Genomic DNA, 25,252 nt, shown 5'->3' with positions numbered 1-25,252 from the left:
TTCAAATATATACGAGCCACCACTCAAAATGGTTTTAAGTTTTGTTAAGGTTGGTGGTGGTCTTAGTAATATTCTTTGATATAAGCATAAGCACGTTCAAACAAAGTTTGATCTTTGTGTAGCTTATATTTTAATAACGCTTTACGTAGCGATTTTTGGACCTCGCGCTCTCCTGAACTGGTTTTTTGCCAACCTGGAAAGCGAACTATGCGAACAATTGCATCGATATCTTCAACAATACGTTCTACAACTGCTGGAGTTTGATCGTTTTTTAACTCAATGAATAATTCTGTAAGTGCTGCTTTTGGAGTTTTCTCGACTAAAAACTCTTGTATTTCCTTTTCGGCTTCTACAGTTTCTTTTGCTAGTTTGCAAAGTTCTTTTACAAACTCTATAGACGTTATTAATCCTAACTCAGCTTTGTCCCTTAAAGCCTCTAAACGTTCACTAAGAGACTTAAACTTTGGATCTCCTGCGTGCTTTTTAAACCGCTTAATTAGTATCTTTTCTAACTTCTTAGCATTCTTTGGATCTGGATTATTGAATATATTTTCAATTACATCTGCATCTAAAACAAATTCTTCTAAGTGATGCACTTCACCTACATGGGTATTTTCATGCATCAATTTTGTGGTTTCTGCTCCTAAAGAAAACCAAAGAAGTTTTCCAATATTATCTGCAGCTGGTCTTACGGACTCAAATACTTGTGATAACCACTTATAATCCTCCTGATACAGATTCAGGATACTGTCTGGAGATAATGATTCCCAAAGTTTGGACAGGTACTTATAATCTTTCGCGAAAGCGTCTTTCTTATCATTATTATTAATAGCGTTTTGAGCTGCTTCTAGACCTTCAAACCCTTGTATAGTTCTATCTACGCCTTCAAAATGAGATAAGGTCTCTTTCATAGCCTTGGGCAATTTATCACGTAGCTCGGATAAATTTGATATAACCGTTTTAACACTTTCTTCATCAAACTGTAAGGCTTTCGCAGCATCATCGAATACACCAAAGTAATCCACAATACGACCAAATGATTTATGAGGATAGAGTCTATTAGTTCTACAAATAGCCTGGAGCAATGTATGATCCTTGATAGACTTATCTAAATACATGGTTTGTAAAATAGGTGCATCAAATCCAGTTAGAAGTTTTGCAGTAACGATTATAAACTGAATATCAGATAGTGCATCATTAAACTCTTCTACTATTTTTTCTTGCTGACTTTTATCAACTTCCCATCTCTGTTTAAACTCCAACTCATCATTTGCTGATGTTGAAATAACCACCTTACTAGCTTCTTCTGGGAAGTATTTATCTAATTCCTCTTTGTACTGCACACATGCATAACGATCTGGTGTAACAATCATCGCTTTAAACCCATGAGGCGCGACTTTATCTTTAAAGTGAGTAGCAATATCCTTAACTATTTTAGCAACTCGCTCTGGAGACTTGAGGAATGCTGACATTTTTGCTGATTTCTTATTCAGTGCATCAGCTTCTTCATCTGTAAGTGCAGCGCTTTCTTTAAACTCTGCAAAAGCTTTATCTATCGTTTCTTTATCTACGTGAACATCTACTAAACGTGGTTCAAAATGTAGTGGTAGCGTAGCATTATCTCTAATCGAGTCATGGAAAGTATAACGAGACATATAACCACCTTCATCTTCTTCAGATCCAAACGCCCAGAATGTATTCTTATATGCCTTGTTAACTGGTGTTCCTGTTAATCCGAATAGAAATGCGTTAGGTAAAGCAGCACGCATTTGACGTCCTAAATCACCTTCTTGTGTTCTATGGGCTTCGTCCACTAAGACAATGATATTATCTCTACCGTTCATATTAGGTTTTGCATCCCTGAACTTATGAATCATAGATATAATGATCTTTCTGGTATCGTTTTCTAGTAGTTTTTGCAGCTGTTTGATATTATCTGTGGTTTCTACATTAGAAATATCAGCTGCGTTGAAGGTTCCTGTTATTTGAGTGTCTAAATCGGTTCTATCTACTAGCACAATAACTGTGGGGCTTTTGAGATCTTTTTCTCTTCTTAATTTTTGAGCAGCAAAAACCATTAATAAGGATTTACCTGATCCTTGAAAATGCCAGATCAATCCTTTTTTAATCCTTCCTTCTTTTACACGTTCTACAATTTTATTGGCACCTTCATATTGTTGGAATCGCGGTATAACCTTAATCCGTTGTTTCTTTTTGTTTGTTGTAAACAACGAGAAGTTTTGTAGAATATCTAACAATCTTTTAGGATGTAATAGATCTGACAGCTCCTTGCCTACTTCACCCAATCCTAAACGCCTTGCTATAGCATCTTCATCATTCTCTAATCGCCATGGCGCCCAAAATTCTAAAGGGGTTCTAATCGCTCCGTAATACAGCTCTTTCCCTTCTGTAGCAAAGGATAGAATATTTGGAACAAATAATTGTGATACTGCGTTTTCATACACATCATGGACTTCATGAGCACCATCTAGCCAACTTACTGAAGGCCTTATAGGTGTTTTTGCTTCACCAATTACGACTGGAATACCATTAATAAATAAAACTACATCTGGAATTTTTGTTTCCCTATGATGTACGCGAAACTGAGTAGTAACTATAAAGCTATTATTCTTTAAATCTTCATAATCTATTAATCGAACAGGAACATGTCTGTTATTCTCTCCAAAAGGCATGGTTTTATCACCTTGCAACCACTTAAAAAACTCTTCATTTGCGCGCACTAATCCTACTTGATGTACAGATATTAAAATGGCTCGAAGTTTATAGATAACTTCATCAGCCAGATCTGGATTTTGAGTTATCTCAGGATTTAAACGAATCAACGCATTTTTAAATTCAGATTCTAACAAGACTTCATTCACCGAACGATTCAATTCTTGTGGAGATTGGTATCGCCAATAGCCATTGAACACCTCTGAATCTTCAGAAACAGTACCGGTGTTTAAATTAACGCCTGTTAGTTGTCTTATGATGTAGTTTTCTACACTGTTTAGTTCGTTGAATCCCATATGTTTTGCTTGAGTGCTAATTTATGATTAAATTCAAGATCTTCCGTAGCCTGAAAAATCTATAACATAAACAAAGCCTCGTTCTCTAGACGAATCAATCCATTTTTCAGCAAAAGGTCTACCCCATTCATTAGGTCTCCCTTTATCTATCCATTCTTGGTCAGACTTTAATGTCTCTTCGTACGTATGGACATAAACAGAGGATACGGAAAATCCCTTTAAAGGAATGTTGTGACCAATCTTCTTTACCAAAGATGAGGACAACTGAGCAACCTTATTTCCGTTAACAATTGCATGCCAATATGTATAAATACCTACCTGATTAGGTTCAATCAATAATGAATCCCCAATCTTTACATTGTTTTTTATAAAGTTGAAAGAGTTAGCTCCATGAACCTCTGCATTCCAATACAGCTTAAACTTATCAATTCCTTCTTCAATGCTCACCCCAAGTCTATCTCTAACTTCTTGTTGTACTTCATATGTTACTCCATTTTCTAAAGATTCCTCTCTATCATGTTTAATTACTACTAATCTCTTTTTAGCTCTAGAATAAGCCACATAATACAATCTTCGTTCCTCTTCTATGTAGTCATTTAAAAGAGACGTATCAAAGTTATTTGAAGTAGGTAAGTTTGAAAAAGATGGAGGTATTAATACTGCATCAAACTCTAAACCTTTCACTTTATGCATTGTGGTAATAACTACTTCTTGTAAGGAGTTATCACCTCCTATCTTTGATATGTTCTTTTCATAAATTTTACCAAACTGTCCATCATCTTTACGACCAATATCTTCGACAAATTGCAATAAATCTTCATAAGTTGAGTTCACCTCTTTTTCTTTTTCAAATTCCCGAACTAAACAATCAAATACATCTAATAAGTAAATATCCCAGTTGGAGTATTTTTTTAAGATTCTTAATTTTAAGTCTGATATCTCTTGCAAATAATTAGAAGGTAAAATATGATCTGCCTTAGACCTAAAGATTTCTAATAAGTGATAAAATTCGCGAGTTTTTATCAAAGCTCCATTTGCTCCCTGAATTCTTAATCTCACATTTAAATCTAACGCTTTGAGCTTATTAAATGCCCGATACACCTCATTATTCGAACGAAACATAATCGCAATTTGGCGATAGTTGCCTTTATCATCTTTATATCTTAAAAGCTCTTGTAACTTTAATTTCCAATCCACTGGTTCTACTTTGAAATCAATAATTTCTGTAGGTGTGCAATCTGATAACGTTTGTTTATGAGCCAATAATTCTGGAACTCGGAAGCGAAACTTATTAAAGCTTAGTAGTTTTTCTGATTCCTTTATAATCTCAATATATGACCTGTAATTAATATTCAATTCTAATTCTTCTGGACTATAAATTTTTGTAAAAGTCTCATAATAAGACTGCGGGCTCATAGGTCCTCCTACATTGACTCGCTCGTAACCATAAATACTTTGATTAGGATCACCTATAACACAAATTTTAACTTCATCTGGATTTGCGACAAATTTTAGTAGATCTAATCTTTCATTTGTAATGTCCTGAAATTCATCAACAAAAACAAATCTAGGTTTACCAATATTTTGACGAATAGTACCAGGTGAAGATCGAGCTACATCCAAAAATTTAGTGACCCAATGTTTAAATTCTAAATCTTTGAGTTCAGATCCTAGTGCGTATTTGACTAAACCATGAAAAGTAAACACCCTTAATCTAGAAATTAACTTAGCATAACCCAAATCTTTAAACAACCTACGTAGTCGATCTTTTAATTCAATTACTACAGCCCGATTATAAGCTAAAACCAATATCCTTTCTGGATCAATTTTGTCTTCTTGAATTAATTTAGCAATTCGTAAAGTAAGCGTGTGTGTTTTTCCTGTACCTGGTCCAGCAACAACTTGAAGGTTTTTATTTATATCATACTTATAAACTTTTCTTTGACCGTCATTAAGATCATCCACCTTCTCTTTCAAAGCTTCTTCTCTGTAGGCTCTAAGATCAGGGTGATTTACATCTAAATACTCACTTAACAGGGTCATTAAATCTTTTATACTTGCACATTGAAAATAACTTTTAATAAATGAATCATGAACGTCTCTGTCAATATCTGAAAGACACTTAAGCGAAAGCAATCTTAAGGATTTCATTTTATTACTTTCTTCAAACTCAATGTGACATTCTAAATCTAGTTCTTTATTTAAATCTAGTGTGGACGTATCATAAATGAACAATTCAATTCCCATCGGAATTAATGAACTTTGCATTCCCTTGAGATAGCCAAGCCCTTTAGAAATAAATATTAATTGTTGTAAATATTCTTCACCTTTTTCTTCAATATTTAATTTATTTATCAAATCAACAATATTAAATTTTTGCTGATCTGATTTAAGAAACGAATTTGATACGAAACTTATAAGTTTTTGAAGATCTCGTTTGAAAACATCCAACTCTTTTTTTGAAGTTACTTTGGAAGAATTACCATTATAAATAAGTTGTGAAACAAAGGATCTCTCACCTTCATACTCTATATGGCTCTTATGCTTTATTTTAGATAAATAATTTAAAATTTTAAAAGCAAATTTTGATCTTACCTCTTTAAAATCCTTTTTAAGATCTTCAGATATTTTTTCTGCAGAAATAGAGGTTCCTTTTTTACTTTCTTCTTTCCAAAAAATGCTATCTAATCCTAAATTTTCAATTGAAACATTTAAAGCATCTTTTTCTAACTCTTCATTATTTAAAGATACTTGAGTTCCTAAAATCGTTGAAGACAAGATTCTTTCAGCAAATGCAAAAGTTGATTCTATTCTAGGAGATCTTACCGTTTGCCTCCACTTTTTCAATTCTGCCGTTCTGTTTTTTGTAATCTCTAAATTTATATATCGTTCAAGAATAATCAGTCCCATTTTTTGAGCCCTAAACAAAACCTTAAATAGCTCTTTATTTTTCGTTATTTCAAGGGAGTCCTTTAAACGCTGCATTCCAACCATAATACTTTCTGAGCCGTCAAACTTTTCCTTTTGTTCTTTTTTCAGAAAGGTTCGTAGATGTTCAAACTGACCTTTTTCTTTTTTACTTTTAAAATTTAGTAACTCATCTTCCTGGTTAATAATTTTTATAGGTAATTGAGATGGCGAGTAAACACCTAACTTTATTCTTTGTAATTTTTCTAACCAATAGAGTATAATTCTAAACAAAGTGTTTTTGTTTTGTACTTCATCATAATCTTTTATTTGATCTAATAAATCCAAAGGCAAAGAAAATGCGTTCTCTTTCTCTATAGCGATCTTTCTAAACTTACCAACGTAATCAAAAATTGATGAGCGAACTTGTTCAATTTTAGACCAAGTTATTTGATTTTTATGTTGTATATCCTTGATTTTATTAAAATCATCCTGAGTCATCAAACATTTTGCATGGATAGGGTTTTCACTAGAAAACCCTGCTTTTTCCAGAGACTTTTGATTTCGCCCTGCGCGACCTACTTCTTGCAAATAGTCTTCAAAAGTAGATGATGGTCCAAAATGATAAATAAAATGGATGTTTTCAATGTCCATTCCCATACCAAACGCTTTGGTAGCTATCAGTATGGTTAAATCTCCTTTTTTAAAACTTTCATACTTTTCTGTTCTGGTTATACCATCCAAACCAGCATGATAAAAATCGATGGCATCTACAACATCCAACTTTCGATCTATAGCTATCATATTTAAGCTATTAGAAAGTTCCTCTGCTTGATTTCTTGTTCTTACAAAAATTAGAACACGACTCTTACTCTTGTCAAAATTCTTGTCTACTAGGTCTTGAGCTATGGCTTCAACAGCATCTTTCGGATCGTCTAGAATCTTAAATCCTAGTTTTATATGATCCCTAATTGGGTTATATGGAACCTTACTATCTTTCCAATTAATCATGAAAAAATGGTATTAAAATCGTCATAAATCTTTTCAGAAACTGTTGCTGAGAACAGCAATAATGGGAAGTCGCATCCATTAATTGATTTAAGTTGAGTGATGTATTTTGCACAATTGAAATAATCAGGTCTAAATTCATGGCCCCACTGAGAAACACAATGAGCTTCATCAAAAACTGCATATTCTAGTCCTCCATCAGATTGTATCCGCATTTGAAGTGCACTATTGAAAGACCTACTCCTAAAACGCTCTGGAGTTACAAACAACAGTGATAATTCTCCACCAGCAATGGCTCGATAAATAGAGTAAACCTCAGAACTTCGATCTGAGTTTATATAATCTACACTTCCATAAAAACCTTTATTCCATAATGCGTCGACTTGATCTTCCATTAAAGCCTTTAGTGGTGTAATAACAACTGTTAGTCTATTTGTAAACGCTCCTCTATACAATGCTGGGCCTTGAAATAAAACTGACTTACCTTCTCCTGTAGGTAATGTGATTAATTGGTCCTGCTCGCGTTTTAATATTAATTCTAGGTAGGGCTTTTGACTTTCACGCCAATCATAACCTTTTAAAAAGATTTGTTTAATTATATCTTTAATCCTTTCATTATCTAAGGGTATGTCCAGGATGGGCTTAATACTATCAAAATGTAAATCAGCTTCTTTTACTGATTCTTGATATTTTTCTAAATTATCCCATACTCGAAATACCTTTTTACCTAATTTCCATTTTTTAAAAATTTCAGGATGATCATTTAATCTAGGGTCTAATAACCATAATCTATGATCCGAAGCAATATTTTTTAAGCTGTATCTCAAAGAATCAATGGTAGGCTTAAGTAACTCTAGTAAAAAGAAAGAGTCGCGAATAGTCGGTCTATTCCCATCGGTAGTTATATCATTGTTAGAAACATTGATATCTTTCCTTGTTACATTTTCATTAAGTTGTATTGGCTTTTTGTTTAGTAGTTTTTTGTAGTAAGTCGAATTAAAAGCGGAATAGTTATTTTCAGCAAGCCTGAAACTGTCAATAATGAAATTAATATCTCCTAAATAATTAGCTCTTACTACCGTATCAAATTCACTGATGTGAGCAATAATTAATTTAAACTGAGACGAAGAATGATGGAGTAATTCTAATCTTCTACCCAATGATATGTTACGATTCGGAATGTAATATTTTAGATTTTGAAAATAATTCTCTAGGTTTTTTATTTCATCACGCCTTTGGACAAACAATATGGATGACTTTTTATCTAAAATTATCTGTTCTACCAATTGCTTTTGAAATACCCAATATCGTGACCTGTAAAGTGACTCAGGATTGTATCTTATAACCTTATTATTTAATGTTTCAATTGAATTTACTTGTGCTACTACAGTATCAAAACTATCGGTATTTAATTTTGCCGTCACATTCTTAGTTGAGTTTATATTTAAGTCCTCCAATAAAGATTCCCAATTATAATTACCCCAAACTCTATAATTACTTAACGATATTTTTTCAACCCATATATTGTCAAAAATTTGAGGAACTTCAACTTCTAATCGTTTACATTGTTCTGCACTTATACTAGAAAAACTTTGCCCTCCAGAAAACTTTAACCAGAAATAATCTTCTGTGTCCAGCTCTCTCATCATAAAATCTAGATCTATTTCTTTTAATAATTGTTTATTTTCAATTGAAATTAAATCTCTCTTTACCGTAATTAAATGAATGCTCTTAAGCTTTTCCAGCTCCTTCTTGTGTGATATTAATTCATTTACAGTCAAATAAATAAGATCATCTGAAAACCAATCGATTGTTTTCAATGGCTTGAAATATTCAAAAAAGTTCTCAAGTTTATTTTCAACGGTAATTCTTAAACTAGTTGGTATTTGACCAAAGTAAGTTTCTCTATTATGTCTTTTATTCCATGCTATAACGTTTAACAACGCCAGTTTTTCAAATTTTAAATCGTCACTGATTTCAGATACTTTTTCATCATCTAATCTATAGAACTCATTCGATATAGATTCTTCAGCATGAAATGCTATTGAGTTAATCTTAATTACTTCATTTTTAAAATTATCATCACCGATTATTAGAACTTTTTTAGCACTGGTATCAGTTATTTCATCTATCACCTCTGCTAATAACTGATTACTATTTGGTTGAGACCTGAAATATGTTTTTTTATCCTCATTTAATAGTTCTAAAGGGCTCCAATTAATAGATAAAGAATTTTTAACCACATTTATTTTCTCTATGATTCTATCAGGTAAAAAACTAAATAAATTAAAACATAACCTTTCATCAGAAAATAAAATTCGACATAATTGATTTAAAAATAAATTCCTTGTCAATTTTGCATCACTAAGAGCAGTATGTTCAGTTTTCAGTGCAAACGTTTTAAATTCTGGGCTTAAAAACATTTCAATTTGAAACGTGTCCCAAACTTGATCATTAAAAACAGAAGCATTGTTCTTATTTAAAATAGGAATATCCCATTCAACGATATTATGACCTACTAATAGTATATCAGAATTTGTAATGCAATCACTAAATAATTTGATTCCCTCTTCAATATTATTTTGATTATTGAAATATTCTTGATTAGAACTATTACCTACCCATCCTATCTCACCGATTTGCTCACCATTACTTTCTAGATCAAAACAGACATAATTAAATAAGCTGGATACGTGGTTAATTAATGAGAGAGATACTTTTTTTTGAATTTCTTTTCCTTTAACCTCTTTAATACTTTTTATTAATGGCTGTATCTCTTCTACATTTAATTTCTTTAATATCCTAGTCTGAACTTCGACATTAAAATCAGAAAAACCTATGATGGCATATTCCTTCGGAAATTCCTCTATTTCATTATTTAGCCACAACTCAAATCTAAAGTCAGGTTTAATACTGTTATTAATTTTTTGAAAAAAAACCTGTTGTTGGTCGACTATAGTTGTTTTAATTAGTAATTTGTATATCCTATAAATCTCAAGAGATTCTAGTGTTAACTCTCCTTGCATTTGTTCACATATAGCACTTGAAATTATATTTTTGTGGTCTACGTTCAATAAATCAGCAAACGTTAATTCAGTAATATTTTGATTATTATGCAAGGGCAGTTCGTACTGCATACATGCCTCGATTATATGTTCCTCAAAGAAGGCAACAGGTAACTTAGAGTCAAGCCATGAGTGGAAGTATAAATTCAACTTTTCAAGATGTCTGAATGTGCTGATGTTGACCCATTCTGGACTAAGCAACAACCACTTTTTTACAAAAGGCTCAAAATGATGTTCTGTGTCTGATTTAATTACGTTAACTAATTCTTTCTGAAACTGCTCCCATTCTCGATCTTCAAACTCAGCAGTCAAATCTGATTGTGAAAATTTTCTATAAAGCTCCCGATCTACGGTACTCAGCTCTCGCTTTTTTAAAATTCTTGCTACTTGCTCTTTTAATCTTAAAATACCATCATCTTCAGCTATAACTGTTGCGTGTGGCAGGCACCATAGCGATCCATGATTAAAGGTGATTTTTACTGAAGTATAAAAGTCATCTGTAAAACCAGATCTAAATTTCAAATCATTTGATATAGTATAAGAATCTCGCTTACCACCGCTTATTCTAAAAGCTCCTATTTCTTTCATGCCAAATCCATAGAAAACATCCTCTATTATTGTGACGCGGTGTCGTGTTTTAGCAACGAGTACTATTTGGTTTACATCTAATGAATCAACTACTTTTTAATTTTATAAGTATTATCCCTAGAATAAATATCAATCGATGATATATTCCGTAAATCATCTATTTTCTTTAAATAAGCATGGCTATAGTCTGGCGCAACATATTTAATCAACGCAAAAAAATGGTCCTTTGCTGACGTTCTTGATTTGATAGGAGGTTTTCTTTTAGAATTAGATGTGCCTTTTACCTTTTTTCCCGCCGAGAGATCTTTTATTTTTCCCTTATCACAATGAGTATTTAAGGCTTCTTCAATTAGCGAAATCCATTCCTGCGGTATAGAACTAAGATGTGCTCGAGTTAACTTAATCTCATACTTCTTTAATAGCGTCGCAAGCGCATCAAAGTCTAGGTTGTATTTGTTTTCAATGTACTTAAAATCCATTTAGTTTATTTCCGTATTTTAGAGTAACAAACTGATAACCATCAAAATGTCACCCTACCGCCTACTAAGTTATACATATCTAGAGCCACAATTTTACACCTTTTCCTCAACAATCGTAATGCATCCAAAGCCTCTGGATTACCTGCAATATTTAATATAGGTAAGTACTCTACGATAAGCTCCTTCTCTATTCCACTCAAATTTTCAGAATGCGTAACCCAATTAATTGATAAGTTTTCATTAATCCAGTTAATGATTTTAACTTCATCCAGGTTTGAAAATTTATAATTGTTTTGATTTCTTTTTCCTTTTAAAGAACCAGACTCTGGTACATATCCCAAAAGTGCTCCTAGACTTCTAAAGAAAGTTCCATGCCCTTTGGCTTTTAGCTCTTGATTTAAAAAACGTTTCTTCAAACTTTTAGAAGCTAAACCTATGTAGATAATATTGTGTTTTCTCTCTTTTAATACATTTTGAAAAGTAGAAGGAAGCGCATTACTGTTTTTAATTCTGACGCAATACAGTCCTGGCTCATGCGGAATACTATCTTCACTATCAGCAACTGAATTGAAATTCTTCTTATTCATCAGAATCTTTTTCTGTAAAGTAGAGTCTTCTATACTGGATTTAACTGCTAACTTTTTGTGTTTAGAAACTATTGGAGTTTTAACTATCCCAGTGGTGTTTTTAAGTGAAATCTTCCCATTACTTTTTACGAATAAATGAGGATAGTTTCTAACTCTAGCACTTATCTGACTGCTTTGTATAGCAGAACCGTCTTTTTTGGTGTACCAGCTGGTTTTATTTAAAACGCTGGCAATTTCAGCTGTGCTTAACGCTGTTTTAGCTTTTAACAAGACTTGTTCTATAGCAGCATGTAAGGTCATTGGTCGTTGTTAGAATTTAGGATAAAATTGTAAGTTGCTTCGCAATAATATTTAATACATTATAATGTTAATTGTATGACATACCATTAAGCAAATAAGTTGCTTATTTTATCATAAGTAATTTTAGCAATATCATTTTCAATTGCTAAATTCATATGTACATTAATTAAAAGAATGATATTTAAGATTTTATTTAATATAGATCTATTCCGGATAATTTCAAATTGAATTTTTTCCTTCATAGATTTATTACTAATTTTTTCAAGTAAAGATTGATTTGCTTCTATATTCATGGTTATTCGCTGACTATATTCTTGTAAAGATTTTTTATAATTATCCATAAAAGCATCTACACCATAAGTTTCAATTGCATTTAAATAATTGCAAATCCATTGATAATCCATTCTATCTGGTTCAGATCTACCATCTAGAATTATAATTTTGATACCGTCGACAAATAGTTTTTTCCAAGTCCTTCCACCCACAGATCCAATTCGAACTCTTCCTGCATATAATAATGTATCGTCTTTCTTTCTGTAGTGATATAAACTTTTAGACTTAATACACGTAATCCATTTATTCATTTCTTTTTTTGCCAGCTCATGTGCTCCTTTGAAATTTAGATCGTATTCAATGGTTTTCTTATGCTCGATTACTAGATAAATATTATCATAGTAGTGTATGACTTCGAATTTTTCGTCTAATTTCTCCAAATCACAAATTTTTAAGATTAATTGAAAGATAATTTACCTGATGACTCTTGTTTTGTAAAAATACTCTGGCAAGCAAATATTTTTTCTGTGCCTCATTGGACTGAATAAAACTCCATTGCGCCTTACGCATGAAGAAAGGAACTGAATCACTGTTAGAAAGACCTCGAATTGTAGTCTTAGCATCAATGTAATACTTAGTACTTTCTTGATAAAGAATTTCGAAATCAAAACGGCATTCATTTAATTCTTTACTCGACCAAATAACTTTATACCCTTGATATTCAGGAAATTTATTTTTTAGATCCTCATAAACAAGCTTTTCTCCTATTTTTCCAGTCTCTTTATCGGCATATGTTTTATCATCAATTTCTTCTTGCAAGCCTAGGAGTACGGATTCTATTAAATGAGCCTTATTCGATAATTCAGATAGCTGCTCAATTGTTATACTTGAGTCTGCTAATTTAGATAACGCTCGCATTTTGCCACTTTGGGCTATATTAAGTGCCATATCTCTTTCTGTTTCATTAAATGTTTCAAGAAATAAAACCGCTCTTTTGGTACTGAACCATTTGAATAGATCTTTTAATTCTTTTACTTTTAAATCAGAGTCATTATACCATTTAAATAATTTTCTTAGCGGTTCTATAAATGTATCTGGACGACCATCATTTTTGGCATACGCATTTTTAAATGATTCGTCTATTCTATTACAAATAAATTTAAGCCCTCTACTACTTCCTACAGTAAGATAATCTTTAAAGTCATTGAAATCAGAGTGCAATAATGTATTTTCCATAATTTCTTTATTAATTGAATTGTTAATATCAATTAATTCTTCAGGCATATCATCATTAAAGTATATAAATTCTCTTTCACACAACACTTTGTTTTGATTAGGAAAAATTTTGTATTTGTTGAATAAATTTGGTTCGACATCGGAAATCAATGAAAAAACATTTTTTAGCCATTCCATAGTATTACTAGAATTATGTAATGAAAATGTATCTATTTGTGAGGTTAAAACAACCTCAGATAGAAAATTTTCGAAGGAATATTTGACAGAAGGTATGAGATTAAAATCTATAGCTTTATGCCATGCCTCGAAACTAAATTTTTCAGGTAATTTTAATGATGCAAAACAATTCGCTACACCATAAAATCTTTCCATGTGCTCATCATCAATAAAAGGAATTTTAGCATTTTTTAATGGAATATTATCTCCTTTTACATTAACTACTAAATCCGAACTTAACATCTTAGCAATAAACGATTTAACTAATTTATTTTTAAACCATATTTTACTCGGTTCGGTACCATTAAATGTTTTTCTTACATATGCTATGTTGTAAAGATTCCCAGTTTTGTTTGAAAGCAGAATTTTAATCAATTTATCAAATAACTCAACACCTTCTTCACATATTTTTCTATTGAGAGAATCGTTAGGAGATAATTCAATATTATGCCTTTCGGTAGATGGCTGGTAGTTTAAACTATTAAGAATAATTGGTAAACCAACTTTTTCTGTGCCTATTAATGGTAGCCCGCAAAACAATTTTGACATGTTATCTGGAAACGCTACAACATTATTATTATTAATTTGAATAGCTGTACTTACCTTATCATAACTGAGATAAAACATATCTATGAGTTCAATCTCGTTATCCATAATTTTCTTAAATGTTATAATATTGTCATTTTGAGATTGAAAAATGAGCTTAAAAGAAGAAAATTTATTGAACTCATCAGCATTATTTATAATCTCAACTGATAATACTTTTCTCATAAAGCACAAAGTATAAGGTAATATGGTAATTAAATAATTTATACCTTCTATTGCTGCTTTTTTACCATCTATTTGATTAAATGGTTTGTTTAATAAATAAGAAAAATGAGTTTGAAAAGTGCCTTTTTTATACTCTGATAGGTGGTGATTATTTCTTAATTCTAATTTTGTTTTTTTAATGGAATTTTGAAGAAAGCTTTTATTACCTGGGTTACTTCGATCTAATGAAATATTAAATTTATAGTGTTTATCTTCATCATTTTTTTTTACAATACCTTCAACTTCAATTATACTGGAAAGTACATGAGTAGAAATCAAACCTGACCCAAACTTACCTATGTTATCTTTCATGTCTATTTCATCTCCATCTTTCCCAGAGTCGGGAGAAATTAGATTTAAAACATCTAAGGTTCTAAATGGTTTTCCAGAGTGTGAAAACGTGATTTTATTGTTATCTAATGTCAATTTTACTTTAACATTATCATTATAATCACTCGCGTTTTGAAGAAGTTCCCAAAACCATCTTTTAGTCATTTCTTCTACCTTGCTATTTATAGGTTCTAGTTTTTCTTTTAGCCTCTTGGCTGGAATAGAAAGCGATTGATTTTCTTCCTCTCTTTTTATTTCATCAATAAATTTTAATGACATAATTAAAACACGCGATTAATTAAACTATTTTAACTCCAACAATTCTCATAAAAAATCTTTTCCATTTGCCATAATGCATTAGAACTATTCAATTGAAAAAACATCTGCATATCTTTTTCTGGAATCTTACTCAATGCTTTATGATAATTAAAATAGGCTTTTAAATTCTGTTCTTTATCATTAATATAAATCCTGATTGGGTTGCCATCTAAATCTTCATCTTCAATACTATCTTCCTTTATGCTAAAATCTTTAAATGCTATTATTAATGGTTCTGGATATTTTTTTTCTACAAACTTTTCGTGAACATTTGTAGTCAATGGGTTTATATACAATAACAGTAATTTGTTATTCTCAAACTCACGATATTTAAAAGTATAAAACCCATCAATCAAAATCTTTTTATCTTGAAACTGCAACACATAAATACCAGTTTTAAATGGCTTTAATATTGATTCTAATTCATGTATGGTTGAGTGTAATTTATTTAACTCATTACTCTCTAAAAACAATAAATTAATAGTGTTTGCAAATAGTCTTGCGTTTGCATCTGTAAAGCCCATTGCTCCCATAAACATAAGGTTATCTGGATGCATTTTTATATTTCTAAAATTTCTGGCTCTATCAAAATCTGGTTTTAAAAACTTTAAAAAATCATTCTCAAAAACATCATCTATAATGTTTACCAACCGTTTATCTCTTTTGCCATTTTTGGTTGGAATTCCAAGTGCTTTAGCTTTTAATTTAATGGCCATTTCCATGATGAGCAGTAGTTTACTCATAGCTTCATCAAACATTGGCCAATGATAATAGCTATGCGCCATTAAGTAACTTACTGTTTGAAAATCTGTGACAATATCTTCTGGTACATTTTTATGAAACTTACCTTCAACAACAAACCTATCTACAAACTCTTCTCTAGATTTTGCATATAAATCCCAACGTGTATCTGGCTCGTACCACTGCATACTAAAACACCTGATTAATTATACTCTTTTGTAAGGCTTTGGAACTTGAAATTTTGGATTCAATACTACCTTGAATTGCATCTAATGTTCTCAGAATTGGTACAATTCGGTCAAGATATTCCTGAGTTGGTTTTGGGATTTTAAGATTAAAAAAATCACTACTAGCCACGTTAAGTAATCCGTGATTTCTTGCTCCCTCTTTTGCTATACTTAAAATTTGTTTATTTAAGTACCCATAATCAAATAAATACTCATAATAACTGTTGTAATGCTCATTTAATTTTGATCTAAAACAAATATAAAGTGGTGAAACAAGTCCAATTTTATACTTATTCAAAACCTTTATTGCACCAGCGGGATAACCATTAGAATAACTCTTGTTGTAGGCAAAATCGTTTGTTTCTAGGACATAATAGTTAGAAAGATTTTTACTTGCTACCTGTCTTTTAAAGTATTCTTCCTGATTTATCAATCCTTGAGAAGCAGATATGGTTAAAACATTATCTGATAAATTTTCTTTATTTTTTTTAGTGATTTTGTCGAAACCTTGATGGAGCTTAATTGACTCCCATTTATCCGATATTTCAGGCAATAGTAATTTTTTCTGTTTTGATTTTTTTAAAATATTGAAATGTTTTAAAACCTCATTCTCCCTCTCAACAACCTCATCCATAGCCCAAAGTAATTCAGCAAGTTGGGCTTGGTGGTCTTTAGGTGGTAGTAGGAATTCTTGTTGTTTTAAATCTCCCCAATTTATGGTTGGCGATAATCCACCTACTGAAATATCCACCATACGATGCATAAATTGGTCTGAATGTAAAAAGAATGGAAATAATTTTGGATCAATTACTTCTGAATTTGCTCTAAACACAAATGCATGAGCAGAGCAAATACCATGAAAATCTACTATTGCTGCTTTACGTTGGTAGGCACGTCGTTTTCCAAAAATAATATCACCAGGATAGCATCTTAATTTTCCACCTTTAACATCTGCAGGAACTCCTTTTCTTCTTATGTGAATATCGTTTGTATCTATATGCTCTAAACCTATATAAATATCAACTAGAGCTTCGTCAGGTTTTACTGTTTTAGATACTTTATGAGCAATCTCTTCAAACTTGAATGTTTCCCAAGTAGACTTGTCTAGATAATTTAAATCTATATTCTGCGTCATTGTTTCCATTACTTTAAGATTTCAAATAATTCATTCATACTTTTATCTAAAGTTTTGGATTGTTCTTCCCAATTGGAGAGTGCTTCATTTATTGATAGTACAGGATTACTAGTATCTACATTACTTAAATACTGAGCAATATTTAAGCTTCCTTTGTTTTCTAGCAGTTCATCATTAGAAACTATTCGTGCAAAGTTATCTATGTCTTCAAAATTTTTGTAAGCATTATATATTTTGTCAATATGCTTTTGGTCTAGAAAAGCAATATTCTTTTCTTGTTTAACCTCTTTTAAAGCATTTATAATTAAAACCTTTCCCTGCTTATTTTTTGTTTTATTCGTTTTAGTAATTAACAAACAGGCCTCCATGGGTGAATTATAAAATAAGTTTGGGCCTAAACCAATCACACATTCAACCAAATCTTCTTCAATCATCTTACTCCTCATTTCTGCTTCGCTTTCGCGAAACAAAATACCGTGCGGCCAGAGGGAAATAGAACGTCCGTTTTCAACATCTAAACTTTTCTGTATGTGTTGCTGGAAGGCATAATCTGCACAACCTTGTGGTGGTGTTCCCCAAAGGTTACGTCCATAAGGATCATTTTCAAAACTCTTGCGATCCCAAGCTTTGATGCTGTAAGGTGGATTAGCCAATATGACATTAAAGGTTTTTAGTTCATCGTTATGCAAAAAGGCCGGTCGTGCTAAGGTATCACCACGTACAATGCTAAACTCTTCTATACCGTGCATAAACATATTCATACGGGCTATAGCGCTGGTGATAAGGTTGATTTCTTGACCGTATAATTTTAGAGTACGGTATTCCTTGTCTTCATCACGTAAATGCAAGGCACAATTCAGTAACAATCCTCCAGAACCACAAGTAGGATCATAGACACTTTCTCCTGGTTGTGGATCCATAATCATAGTCATGAGTTTAACCACCGTTCTATTGGTGTAAAACTCTGCTGCGGTATGGCCAGAATCGTCTGCAAATTCTTTTATTAAATACTCATAAGCATTACCCAATTGGTCGTCAGGTACATTTTTTAAATTGAGTTTGTGCTGCGAGAAATGTTCTATTAGGTTGGTCAAGGTGGCATCACTTAACCGATTCTTATTTGTCCATGAGGCGTCACCAAAAATTCCATAAAGCGTTTCTGGATTCGCTTTTTCTATATCGCGCATGGCATTTTGTATAGCGATACCTACGTTTACCGTGGTTTCTCGTACACTGTTCCAGTGTGCCGTTTCGGGTACTATAAAATGATGATGCTCTGCAAATGCTGCGTATTCTAAATCACCATCGCTTTCTTCTAGTGCCTTTTCAAACTCCTCATCATAAACATCACAAATGCGCTTATAAAACAGTAAGGGAAAGATGTATTGTTTATAATCACCAGCATCTATAGTCCCTCGTAATGAGGTTGCTGCTCCCCAAAGGTATTTTTCTAGTTCTTGTTGGGTCATTATCTTTTGTTTTCTTCAATGAATTGGTGAATAAATTCTGTATCTAAAAAACAATCCTTGCGCATTAGTGACTGACAATTTTTAAATGATCTTATTATATCATCTATTAGATTGATTGTATTGTTATCTAGAGAAGATATCATTTCATTTTTAAAAATATGACCGACCTTTTTTTCTGTTAATCGAGAAATTTGATCACTTAATACATCCAACTGCTTTAAAACTATATCAGAAAACAGAAACGAAGACGAATTATGAAAATTCATATAGTCAATTTTGTACTGAGGTTGAAAATCAAGAAATATTGATAGAAAAATTTCATTTTTAGTTGGAATTACTAATTCACCTTCATTGAATGATGGTTTATATTTAACGATTTGATTGAAAAAATATGTTAGTTTTTCCAGAGCTTCAATTTTTTTGGCTAGAAGTTTATCTTGGGTTGCTTGTAAAGTTGAGATTACAATAGGCTGAAACGATCTTTTTATGTTTTCTGTTTCTACTTTTAGCTTTTCAATTTCTTTATCTGATTTTTTTAATGCCTTTTTATTTTTTCTACGATCAAAAAATCGGGAAGCTAAAATAATAGCAATCGCGGTCAACATAGGATATACAAAGGAAACTAAAAAACTAGTTTCATACCATGCTTTAGCTTTTTCTGCTTTAGATTCAGTAACAAGAATAACTTGTTTCGAACCTCCTGCTTTGCTTTCGCTTGATTTAAAATCAATCAAAGCCAAAGTATCTAGCTCTTGTTGGGTCATTTAGCTTACTTTTAATTCACGCATTAATTTAGTTTTTAACGCTGTCCTTCTTGCTTCAAAAAACCGCATAAAATCTTCAAGTTTTAATGAAGTATCTGTAGGAATATGGTGCTGTAAAATAAAGGTGCGTTTATCTTCGGCATTAGGATAAATCTCATTTAACCATGACTCAAATGGTTTGTTATTTTTCTCTGTATTCTCATTAGCTTGTAATAACTGAAGATTCGGCAATGTATTAAAACGTGATTGAAATTCCTGAATCTCTTCTGTATCGGTAAATCCAAGTTTATTCAGTTTTCGGGTGGAGAAAAAAGATTTAGGATGAATGTGGTCTTGATGATATTTAAAATTCCAGTTTAAAGAAGGATATAAGAGGACCAAGGCTGAAAATGTCTGTGCCTTACCATAATTTAATTCCAAAATACTTTCAATATCGTCTTCTGTAAACGATATTGATTTTCTTCTACCCTTATAATAATTGATAATTTCCTCTAACGGGAAAGAGCCTAAATGCTCATTTATCAATTTTCTCATTACAGGATAAATTGAATCTGGTTGACCACCAAAAGTTCCCTTAATTAGAACACGAGCTAGCCATTCTTTTATTTGAAATCTATCCTGTTGCCTCGACTGAGAATGAAGAATTGTATTTTCAAACTCATTCTTATATATAAAATAAGCAATCGGAATAACAGTGTTAGTTGCTGGCAAATTATCTCTACTATAACCTAGTTTACTAACAAGTTCTACAGCTCTTTTTATAGACTCTGAAATACCATTCCATTTGTTTTCAATAATAGCCATATTGGCTTTTGTGAAATTATCTACTTTGAATTTTATATCTTTTATATCTGCCAATACTAAACAGCTTTTTAGAACGAAATCCTTGTTGAACTTAAAACCATCTCCTATCGAATTAATCTCATCCACAAATTGATGAATTACTTCTCTTGCATCTTTTTCTTCCCATTGGGCAGTAGCTATAGAGAGTAGTAAATCAGAATAACTAAGCTTGGTTCCACCACTGTTTATTCTAATAAAGATTTGTAGCACTTTATCTAACTCTTCACTTTCTTCTAAATAAAAACTTATAGTACCTTTTTGATGAATAACATTTTGAAATTTGGACAAAGTGTCCAAGGCAAAACTTGACTGCTCTTTTGTGTATTTAGCTGTATTCATCAAATCATGTTGAATAGCATATTGCATAACAGATGGACTATCCACCATAGACATAATTTTACTCGCCTCAAACCAGAACACGTCTTCTTTGTTTTGGTCTTCTTTTAATTCTTTATCGGTTAAAAAACGAAAATCGTATTTCAAATCTGCATCTTCAGATTCAGCTAATAAATCAAGATACATTTTCTTCTCAGGGAATGCATGTGGACTATCCCATCTGTAGTAAAGTGCTTTTTCAGCAATACTTCCAGCGAGCGCGATATACAATGAGGTCATTCTTTGTTGACCATCTAATAAAGCAATGATATCTTCATCACCTAAAAGATCTGCCTTTGTATTATGCCGATTATTTTTCTCATGATAATTTCTTAAAAACTCATAGAATTGAAAATCTGTAGTTTTCTCTTTTGATAATTTCCAAAATAGAAATGTACTAATTGGATAATCACGCATTAATGAATCAAAAAGACGTTCTATTTGCCATGTATCCCAAACAAATTCTCTTTGGATCGACGGTAGCAAATACTTCTTACGCTTTATATTATCAATTGCCTTTTTTATGGTTATCGGAGTTTCGTAGGCCATCTATATAAAATCTTTCAATATTTTTTTAAACTTTTCTTCAGCTTTTTGGCTCGCTTCCCAAGCCTCTTTTAAATCAGAAAGTGCTTCTTCTACACTAGGTAAATTATCTTCAATAATCTTCTCAACGTATAACGGAATATTAAGATTGAAATCATTTTCTTCAAGATCATTGATGTCAGCTACTTTTACGTAATTCTCAACATCTTGATAAGCAGTGTACCATTTAAAGATTTGATTGACATGGTCAGGTTCTAAAAAGTTTTGCGCTCTACCTACTCTTACTTGGTCTGAGGCGTCAATAAATAAAACCTTATCTTTTTTATCTGCTTGCTTGTTTTGTTTAAATATCATGACACAAGCTGCTAACTGCGTACCATAGAAAATATTAGGTCCAAGACCAATAACCGCTTCTAGTAAATCTTGTTCTAGAAGAGCTTTTCTAATTTTGCCTTCTGCACCTTTTCTAAACAAGGCTCCATGAGGTAAAACCACTGCCATACGTCCCGTACTGTTCATGGATTTAATCATATGTTGCACCCAAGCCATGTCTCCGTTGCCCTTAGGCGGCACTCCAGCAATATTCCGACCATAAGGATCATTGGTCCAATTTTCTGCACCCCATTGTTTTAAAGAGAACGGTGGATTTGCAATCACACAGTCAAAGGTTTTTAAACCATCTGCTGCAAAAAATGCAGGTTGTCGTAAAGTATCTCCTCTTGCAATTTGAAAATCTTCAATACCATGCAAGAACATGTTCATTCTTGCAATGGAACTAGAAGTTAAGTTTTTCTCTTGACCGTATAATTTAAGCGTACGGTAATCTTCATTATTATCCTTCAAATGATCAACACATTCTAATAACATTCCGCCAGTACCACAAGCTGGGTCATAGATGGTCTCTCCTTCATGAGGATCTAAAATCAAACCTAATAAATGAACTACGGAACGTGGTGTATAAAACTCTCCTGCTTTTTTATTAGTTAAATCTGCAAAGTGTTTGATCAAATACTCATAGGCATTTCCTAGAATATCGGGATCGACTAATGAGTTGGATAAATTATATTGAGAAAAATGTTCAATCAAATCAATAAGCAATCGATCTGAAAGCTTGTTCTTATTACTCCATTGTGCATCACCAAAAATTCCATACAGCGATTCTTGATTAGCCTGTTCAATACCACGTAGCGCTTTTTCAATGGCTAGACCTACATTACTTGTTGTTTCTCTCACATCTTTCCAATGACAATTATCTGGAATTTCAAATCGGTGAAATTCTGGTAAAGATGCATATTCCTTATCTCCATCAGATTCCTCTAGGGCTTGATGGTATTCCTCATCATAAACATCAGACAAACGTTTAAAAAACAACAAAGGAAAAATATAAACTTTATAATCTGAGGCATCTACAGGACCTTTTAAAATCCACGCAGCTTTAGATAAGTATTGTTCTAGTTGTGATAAGGTTAATTTTTCTTCATTCATTGGCTAATAGCAGTTACGCTTTCGCGAAAGCGTTATTAATAAAACACCCTAAACCACTCATTTTCTTTCGAGTAAAAAAATGCAGCGATTTAGGGGACTGTGAAGATAGAAAAAAACTAGTTTTTTAACTAATGTGTAGTATTTAGTTTTTAATGAACTTATCTAATAGATGTTATAGATTCACAGCTTGCTTACTCACAAGAAAGCTTTACATAACCTTGCTGGCGAGGTATTTTTGAACCTCGTACACATTAATACTTTTATTGAATTTTTTACTTACCGAAGGTATGTTTTCACTAGAAATCCAAATTTTTAACTCGGCATCCAGATCAAAAGTACCTGCTGTTTCTAGTGAGAATCTAGAAATACTTTTATAGGGCAAGGATTTGTACTCTACTTTACTTCCTGTAAGACCTTGCACATCAATAAGTACTAGTCGTTTATTAGTAAACATAAACACGTCTCTAAATAATTTAAAGCCCAATTCGATTTGCTCATTATCAGTAAGTAGTCTACCGTATTTTTCACTTAGCTGTTCTGAGGAAACTTGACTAGCGTTACCCAAAATCTTATTAAACAATCCCATAACTTTTTATTTGTTGGTTTAATTATTTTTCTTTTTAATTCTGTTCTTTTCCAATAAACCTGTGTTCTACCGCTTGTTTTTATTTCTTTAAAACAACCAATTGTTGTACTTAAAAAAGAGTTTATCAACACGATAATAGGGTTTTATTTAGGTCACAACGAGTGATTACTCTTTGTAATCTCGTTATGATCAAACATAAAAACACCCTAAACCACTCATTTTCTTTTGAGTAAGAAAATGCAGCGATTTAGGGGACTGTGAAGATAGAAAAAAACTAGTTTTTTAACTAATGTGTATTATTTGGTTTTTAGTTAATTTAATGTGGATGTTGGTTAACCTATGATGTGATGTTGGATAAAAAAAGAGTAAAAAACTTTAAACGTTCTTTAATCTTTAATGACATACTAGGAATTATTTCCTGCGCTTTTTACGTTTTCTCTTGCGCCAAGGCGCATTTTTTTGCCAGTCACCTGCCATGATACAACCATAAGGCATGACCTCATCTATGACCGTTCCCAAACCATACTCTTGCATTTGATCGCGCACCGTAGCCGCTTTTTTATAAGCACTAGGTAATTCTGAAATATCAATCTCTTTACTGAAAAAACGAACATCTAGTCCTGCTGTTTCTTCTTTAAAAATATCCAAATCACTACGTTCTGCCAGGTTACGCTTGTGCTGCGATCGACTCATATTACGACCTGCGCCATGCGGTGCAAATCCTAAATTACCACTGGTAGTCGCTCCTTCAACAATCAAAACAGGTTCTGACATGTTTAAAGGTATTAACCTAGGACCAGTAATATCAGGCATGAATTTTTGATCCAGCGGTGTAGCACCTTTGGCGTGGTAAAAAATGTCTTCATCCTTAAAAACAAAATTGTGTTCGTTCCAAAACCTGTTTTCTACTTGGTAATTGGCTTCTAGAGCGGTTTGCTCGTGAATAATTTCATGGTTAAGCTTAGTCCAGGCGCGTATTGCTTGTAGCGCTTTCCAATATTCTAGTCCTTCATCGGTATCAAAAGGAATCCAGGCATTTTGCTTTAGGGTTTGTGGCGACAATAATTGTCTAAAACGTTCGGCCACATTCATCCCTTTCTTATACAAGCGCGCACCTGGACCACGTGAACCGTGGTGCGTAATCATCATCGTATTACCAGTCGCTGCCGATTTTCCTACAAATAGAAAGTGATTACCGTCACCTTGAGTTCCTAAATGTTCTTGAGCAATGGACATGGTGACATCATCGTTTAAGAAGCAATTGTTTTTAAACAACTCTTCTACTTCTTGTGTAAGAGAAAATTGCTGTCCTCTAGGTCTTCCACCTGGACCAAAATGCGTGATCTGGTGTGCCGCATCTAGCACCGTTTTAGGATTGACATTTCCAAAATCAGTTAGCATGACCGAGCAACATATATCGGCACTATGCATACCAGGATGAATAGCATTTCTAGTAGCTACCACGCCACCTACAGGAATAGTACCTACTGGTCCTGCTGGACAAGCATCAGGCATTACCGCACCATTTACTACAGTAGGTGTGCGCATGACTTGTTCCATAGTAGCTTTTACTTGATTCACATTTTCCTGCTCTAGCTCGTTTTGGGCTGCAATATTTAGTTTAAATGAAACTGGGTTCTCATGTAAATCCTGAGCCTCAGGCAATCTAAACTGCTCTAGGTATTCCAACATTTGTTCTTGTGATAGTTGATGTTTATTAATATGTTCCATCGCTTCTTTATACCATCTTCCCGGTGGGAATCCTAGATCGCGTATGTCTTTTCCAGTAATTGTTTTCATTTTCTTTATTTTTGATATCAAACTGCGCCACGTCCCATGGTGGCGCAGTTACCACAAGAAAGGATCTAACCACAATACCCTTTCCCTTTTGACATTACAAATATTTAATTCTTACTGCGCAATGTTTTTGCGTAG

The 25,252-nt window shown here is 32.6% G+C and carries 15 protein-coding genes; all 15 read right to left on the bottom strand.

Translation table 11 applies throughout. From position 1 onward, the window contains the following. Window positions 1–62: 62 nt before the first annotated feature. Complete coding sequence (locus tag BST93_RS08110; RefSeq protein WP_105018762.1) at window positions 63–3,029, bottom strand: type I restriction endonuclease subunit R; 2,967 nt, start codon at window positions 3,027–3,029, stop codon at window positions 63–65. Between the two features lie 33 nt (window positions 3,030–3,062). Next, window positions 3,063–6,947 carry a UvrD-helicase domain-containing protein gene (locus tag BST93_RS08105; RefSeq protein ID WP_105018761.1) on the bottom strand — a complete coding sequence of 1,295 codons (3,885 nt, stop codon included), beginning with the start codon at window positions 6,945–6,947 and terminating at the stop codon, window positions 3,063–3,065. Beyond that, entirely contained in the window at window positions 6,944–10,597 is a 3,654-nt protein-coding gene (locus BST93_RS08100) for a DEAD/DEAH box helicase (RefSeq protein WP_105018760.1), read from the bottom strand. The genes BST93_RS08105 and BST93_RS08100 overlap by 4 nt, the downstream gene beginning before the upstream one ends. An 89-nt stretch (window positions 10,598–10,686) precedes the next feature. After that, window positions 10,687–11,076 carry a hypothetical protein gene (locus tag BST93_RS08095; RefSeq protein WP_105018759.1) on the bottom strand — a complete coding sequence of 130 codons (390 nt, stop codon included), beginning with the start codon at window positions 11,074–11,076 and terminating at the stop codon, window positions 10,687–10,689. Between the two features lie 41 nt (window positions 11,077–11,117). Then, entirely contained in the window at window positions 11,118–11,933 is an 816-nt protein-coding gene (locus BST93_RS08090; RefSeq protein WP_146104996.1) for a GIY-YIG nuclease family protein, read from the bottom strand. Window positions 11,934–12,049: 116 nt separating this feature from the next. Beyond that, complete coding sequence (locus BST93_RS08085) at window positions 12,050–12,676, bottom strand: hypothetical protein (RefSeq protein ID WP_105018757.1); 627 nt, start codon at window positions 12,674–12,676, stop codon at window positions 12,050–12,052. A 1-nt stretch (window position 12,677) separates the two neighbouring features. Then, window positions 12,678–15,107 (bottom strand): sacsin N-terminal ATP-binding-like domain-containing protein, encoded by a 2,430-nt coding sequence (locus tag BST93_RS08080; RefSeq protein WP_105018756.1) that lies wholly within the window; start codon window positions 15,105–15,107, stop codon window positions 12,678–12,680. Window positions 15,108–15,136: 29 nt separating this feature from the next. Next, the gene (locus BST93_RS08075) at window positions 15,137–16,075 is read right to left on the bottom strand and encodes a hypothetical protein (protein ID WP_105018755.1); all 939 of its coding nucleotides are present in this window, start codon (window positions 16,073–16,075) and stop codon (window positions 15,137–15,139) included. 1 nt (window position 16,076) lies between these two features. Next, window positions 16,077–17,249, bottom strand: a complete 1,173-nt coding sequence (locus BST93_RS08070) for a restriction endonuclease subunit S (protein WP_181072578.1) — start codon at window positions 17,247–17,249, stop codon at window positions 16,077–16,079. Window positions 17,250–17,257: 8 nt separating this feature from the next. Next, window positions 17,258–18,718 carry a type I restriction-modification system subunit M gene (locus tag BST93_RS08065; RefSeq protein ID WP_181072576.1) on the bottom strand — a complete coding sequence of 487 codons (1,461 nt, stop codon included), beginning with the start codon at window positions 18,716–18,718 and terminating at the stop codon, window positions 17,258–17,260. Then, window positions 18,718–19,482: a hypothetical protein gene (locus BST93_RS08060; protein ID WP_105018752.1), complete on the bottom strand. Its 765-nt coding sequence runs from the start codon at window positions 19,480–19,482 to the stop codon at window positions 18,718–18,720. Before BST93_RS08060 ends, BST93_RS08065 begins: the two co-directional genes overlap by 1 nt. Then, entirely contained in the window at window positions 19,483–21,249 is a 1,767-nt protein-coding gene (locus tag BST93_RS08055; protein WP_105018751.1) for a DUF262 domain-containing protein, read from the bottom strand. Further along, a complete protein-coding gene (locus BST93_RS08050) occupies window positions 21,250–22,731 on the bottom strand; it encodes a type I restriction-modification system subunit M (RefSeq protein ID WP_105018750.1) in 1,482 nt (493 codons plus the stop codon). A gap of 208 nt (window positions 22,732–22,939) precedes the next feature. Next, window positions 22,940–23,317: a PH domain-containing protein gene (locus BST93_RS08045; protein ID WP_105018749.1), complete on the bottom strand. Its 378-nt coding sequence runs from the start codon at window positions 23,315–23,317 to the stop codon at window positions 22,940–22,942. Between the two features lie 411 nt (window positions 23,318–23,728). Continuing rightward, a complete protein-coding gene (locus BST93_RS08040; RefSeq protein WP_105018748.1) occupies window positions 23,729–25,117 on the bottom strand; it encodes an RtcB family protein in 1,389 nt (462 codons plus the stop codon). Between the last annotated feature and the right edge of the window lie 135 nt (window positions 25,118–25,252).

The organism is Nonlabens tegetincola (assembly GCF_002954355.1).
Taxonomy (GTDB): Bacteria; Bacteroidota; Bacteroidia; order Flavobacteriales; family Flavobacteriaceae; genus Nonlabens; species Nonlabens tegetincola.
Note: the sequence above shows the minus strand (reverse complement) of the source record. Positions and strands in the feature narration are given on the sequence as shown.

What these genes read in the sequence shown, in the direction of transcription:
- BST93_RS08110 (WP_105018762.1), bottom strand. Translation starts at nt 3,029, where the DNA reads ATGGGATTCAACGAACTAAACAGTGTAGAAAACTACATCATAAGACAA.
- BST93_RS08105 (WP_105018761.1), bottom strand. Translation starts at nt 6,947, where the DNA reads ATGATTAATTGGAAAGATAGTAAGGTTCCATATAACCCAATTAGGGAT.
- BST93_RS08100 (WP_105018760.1), bottom strand. Translation starts at nt 10,597, where the DNA reads ATGAAAGAAATAGGAGCTTTTAGAATAAGCGGTGGTAAGCGAGATTCT.
- BST93_RS08095 (WP_105018759.1), bottom strand. Translation starts at nt 11,076, where the DNA reads ATGGATTTTAAGTACATTGAAAACAAATACAACCTAGACTTTGATGCG.
- BST93_RS08080 (WP_105018756.1), bottom strand. Translation starts at nt 15,107, where the DNA reads ATGTCATTAAAATTTATTGATGAAATAAAAAGAGAGGAAGAAAATCAA.
- BST93_RS08075 (WP_105018755.1), bottom strand. Translation starts at nt 16,075, where the DNA reads ATGCAGTGGTACGAGCCAGATACACGTTGGGATTTATATGCAAAATCT.
- BST93_RS08070 (WP_181072578.1), bottom strand. Translation starts at nt 17,249, where the DNA reads ATGACGCAGAATATAGATTTAAATTATCTAGACAAGTCTACTTGGGAA.
- BST93_RS08065 (WP_181072576.1), bottom strand. Translation starts at nt 18,718, where the DNA reads ATGACCCAACAAGAACTAGAAAAATACCTTTGGGGAGCAGCAACCTCA.
- BST93_RS08060 (WP_105018752.1), bottom strand. Translation starts at nt 19,482, where the DNA reads ATGACCCAACAAGAGCTAGATACTTTGGCTTTGATTGATTTTAAATCA.
- BST93_RS08055 (WP_105018751.1), bottom strand. Translation starts at nt 21,249, where the DNA reads ATGGCCTACGAAACTCCGATAACCATAAAAAAGGCAATTGATAATATA.
- BST93_RS08050 (WP_105018750.1), bottom strand. Translation starts at nt 22,731, where the DNA reads ATGAATGAAGAAAAATTAACCTTATCACAACTAGAACAATACTTATCT.
- BST93_RS08045 (WP_105018749.1), bottom strand. Translation starts at nt 23,317, where the DNA reads ATGGGATTGTTTAATAAGATTTTGGGTAACGCTAGTCAAGTTTCCTCA.
- BST93_RS08040 (WP_105018748.1), bottom strand. Translation starts at nt 25,117, where the DNA reads ATGAAAACAATTACTGGAAAAGACATACGCGATCTAGGATTCCCACCG.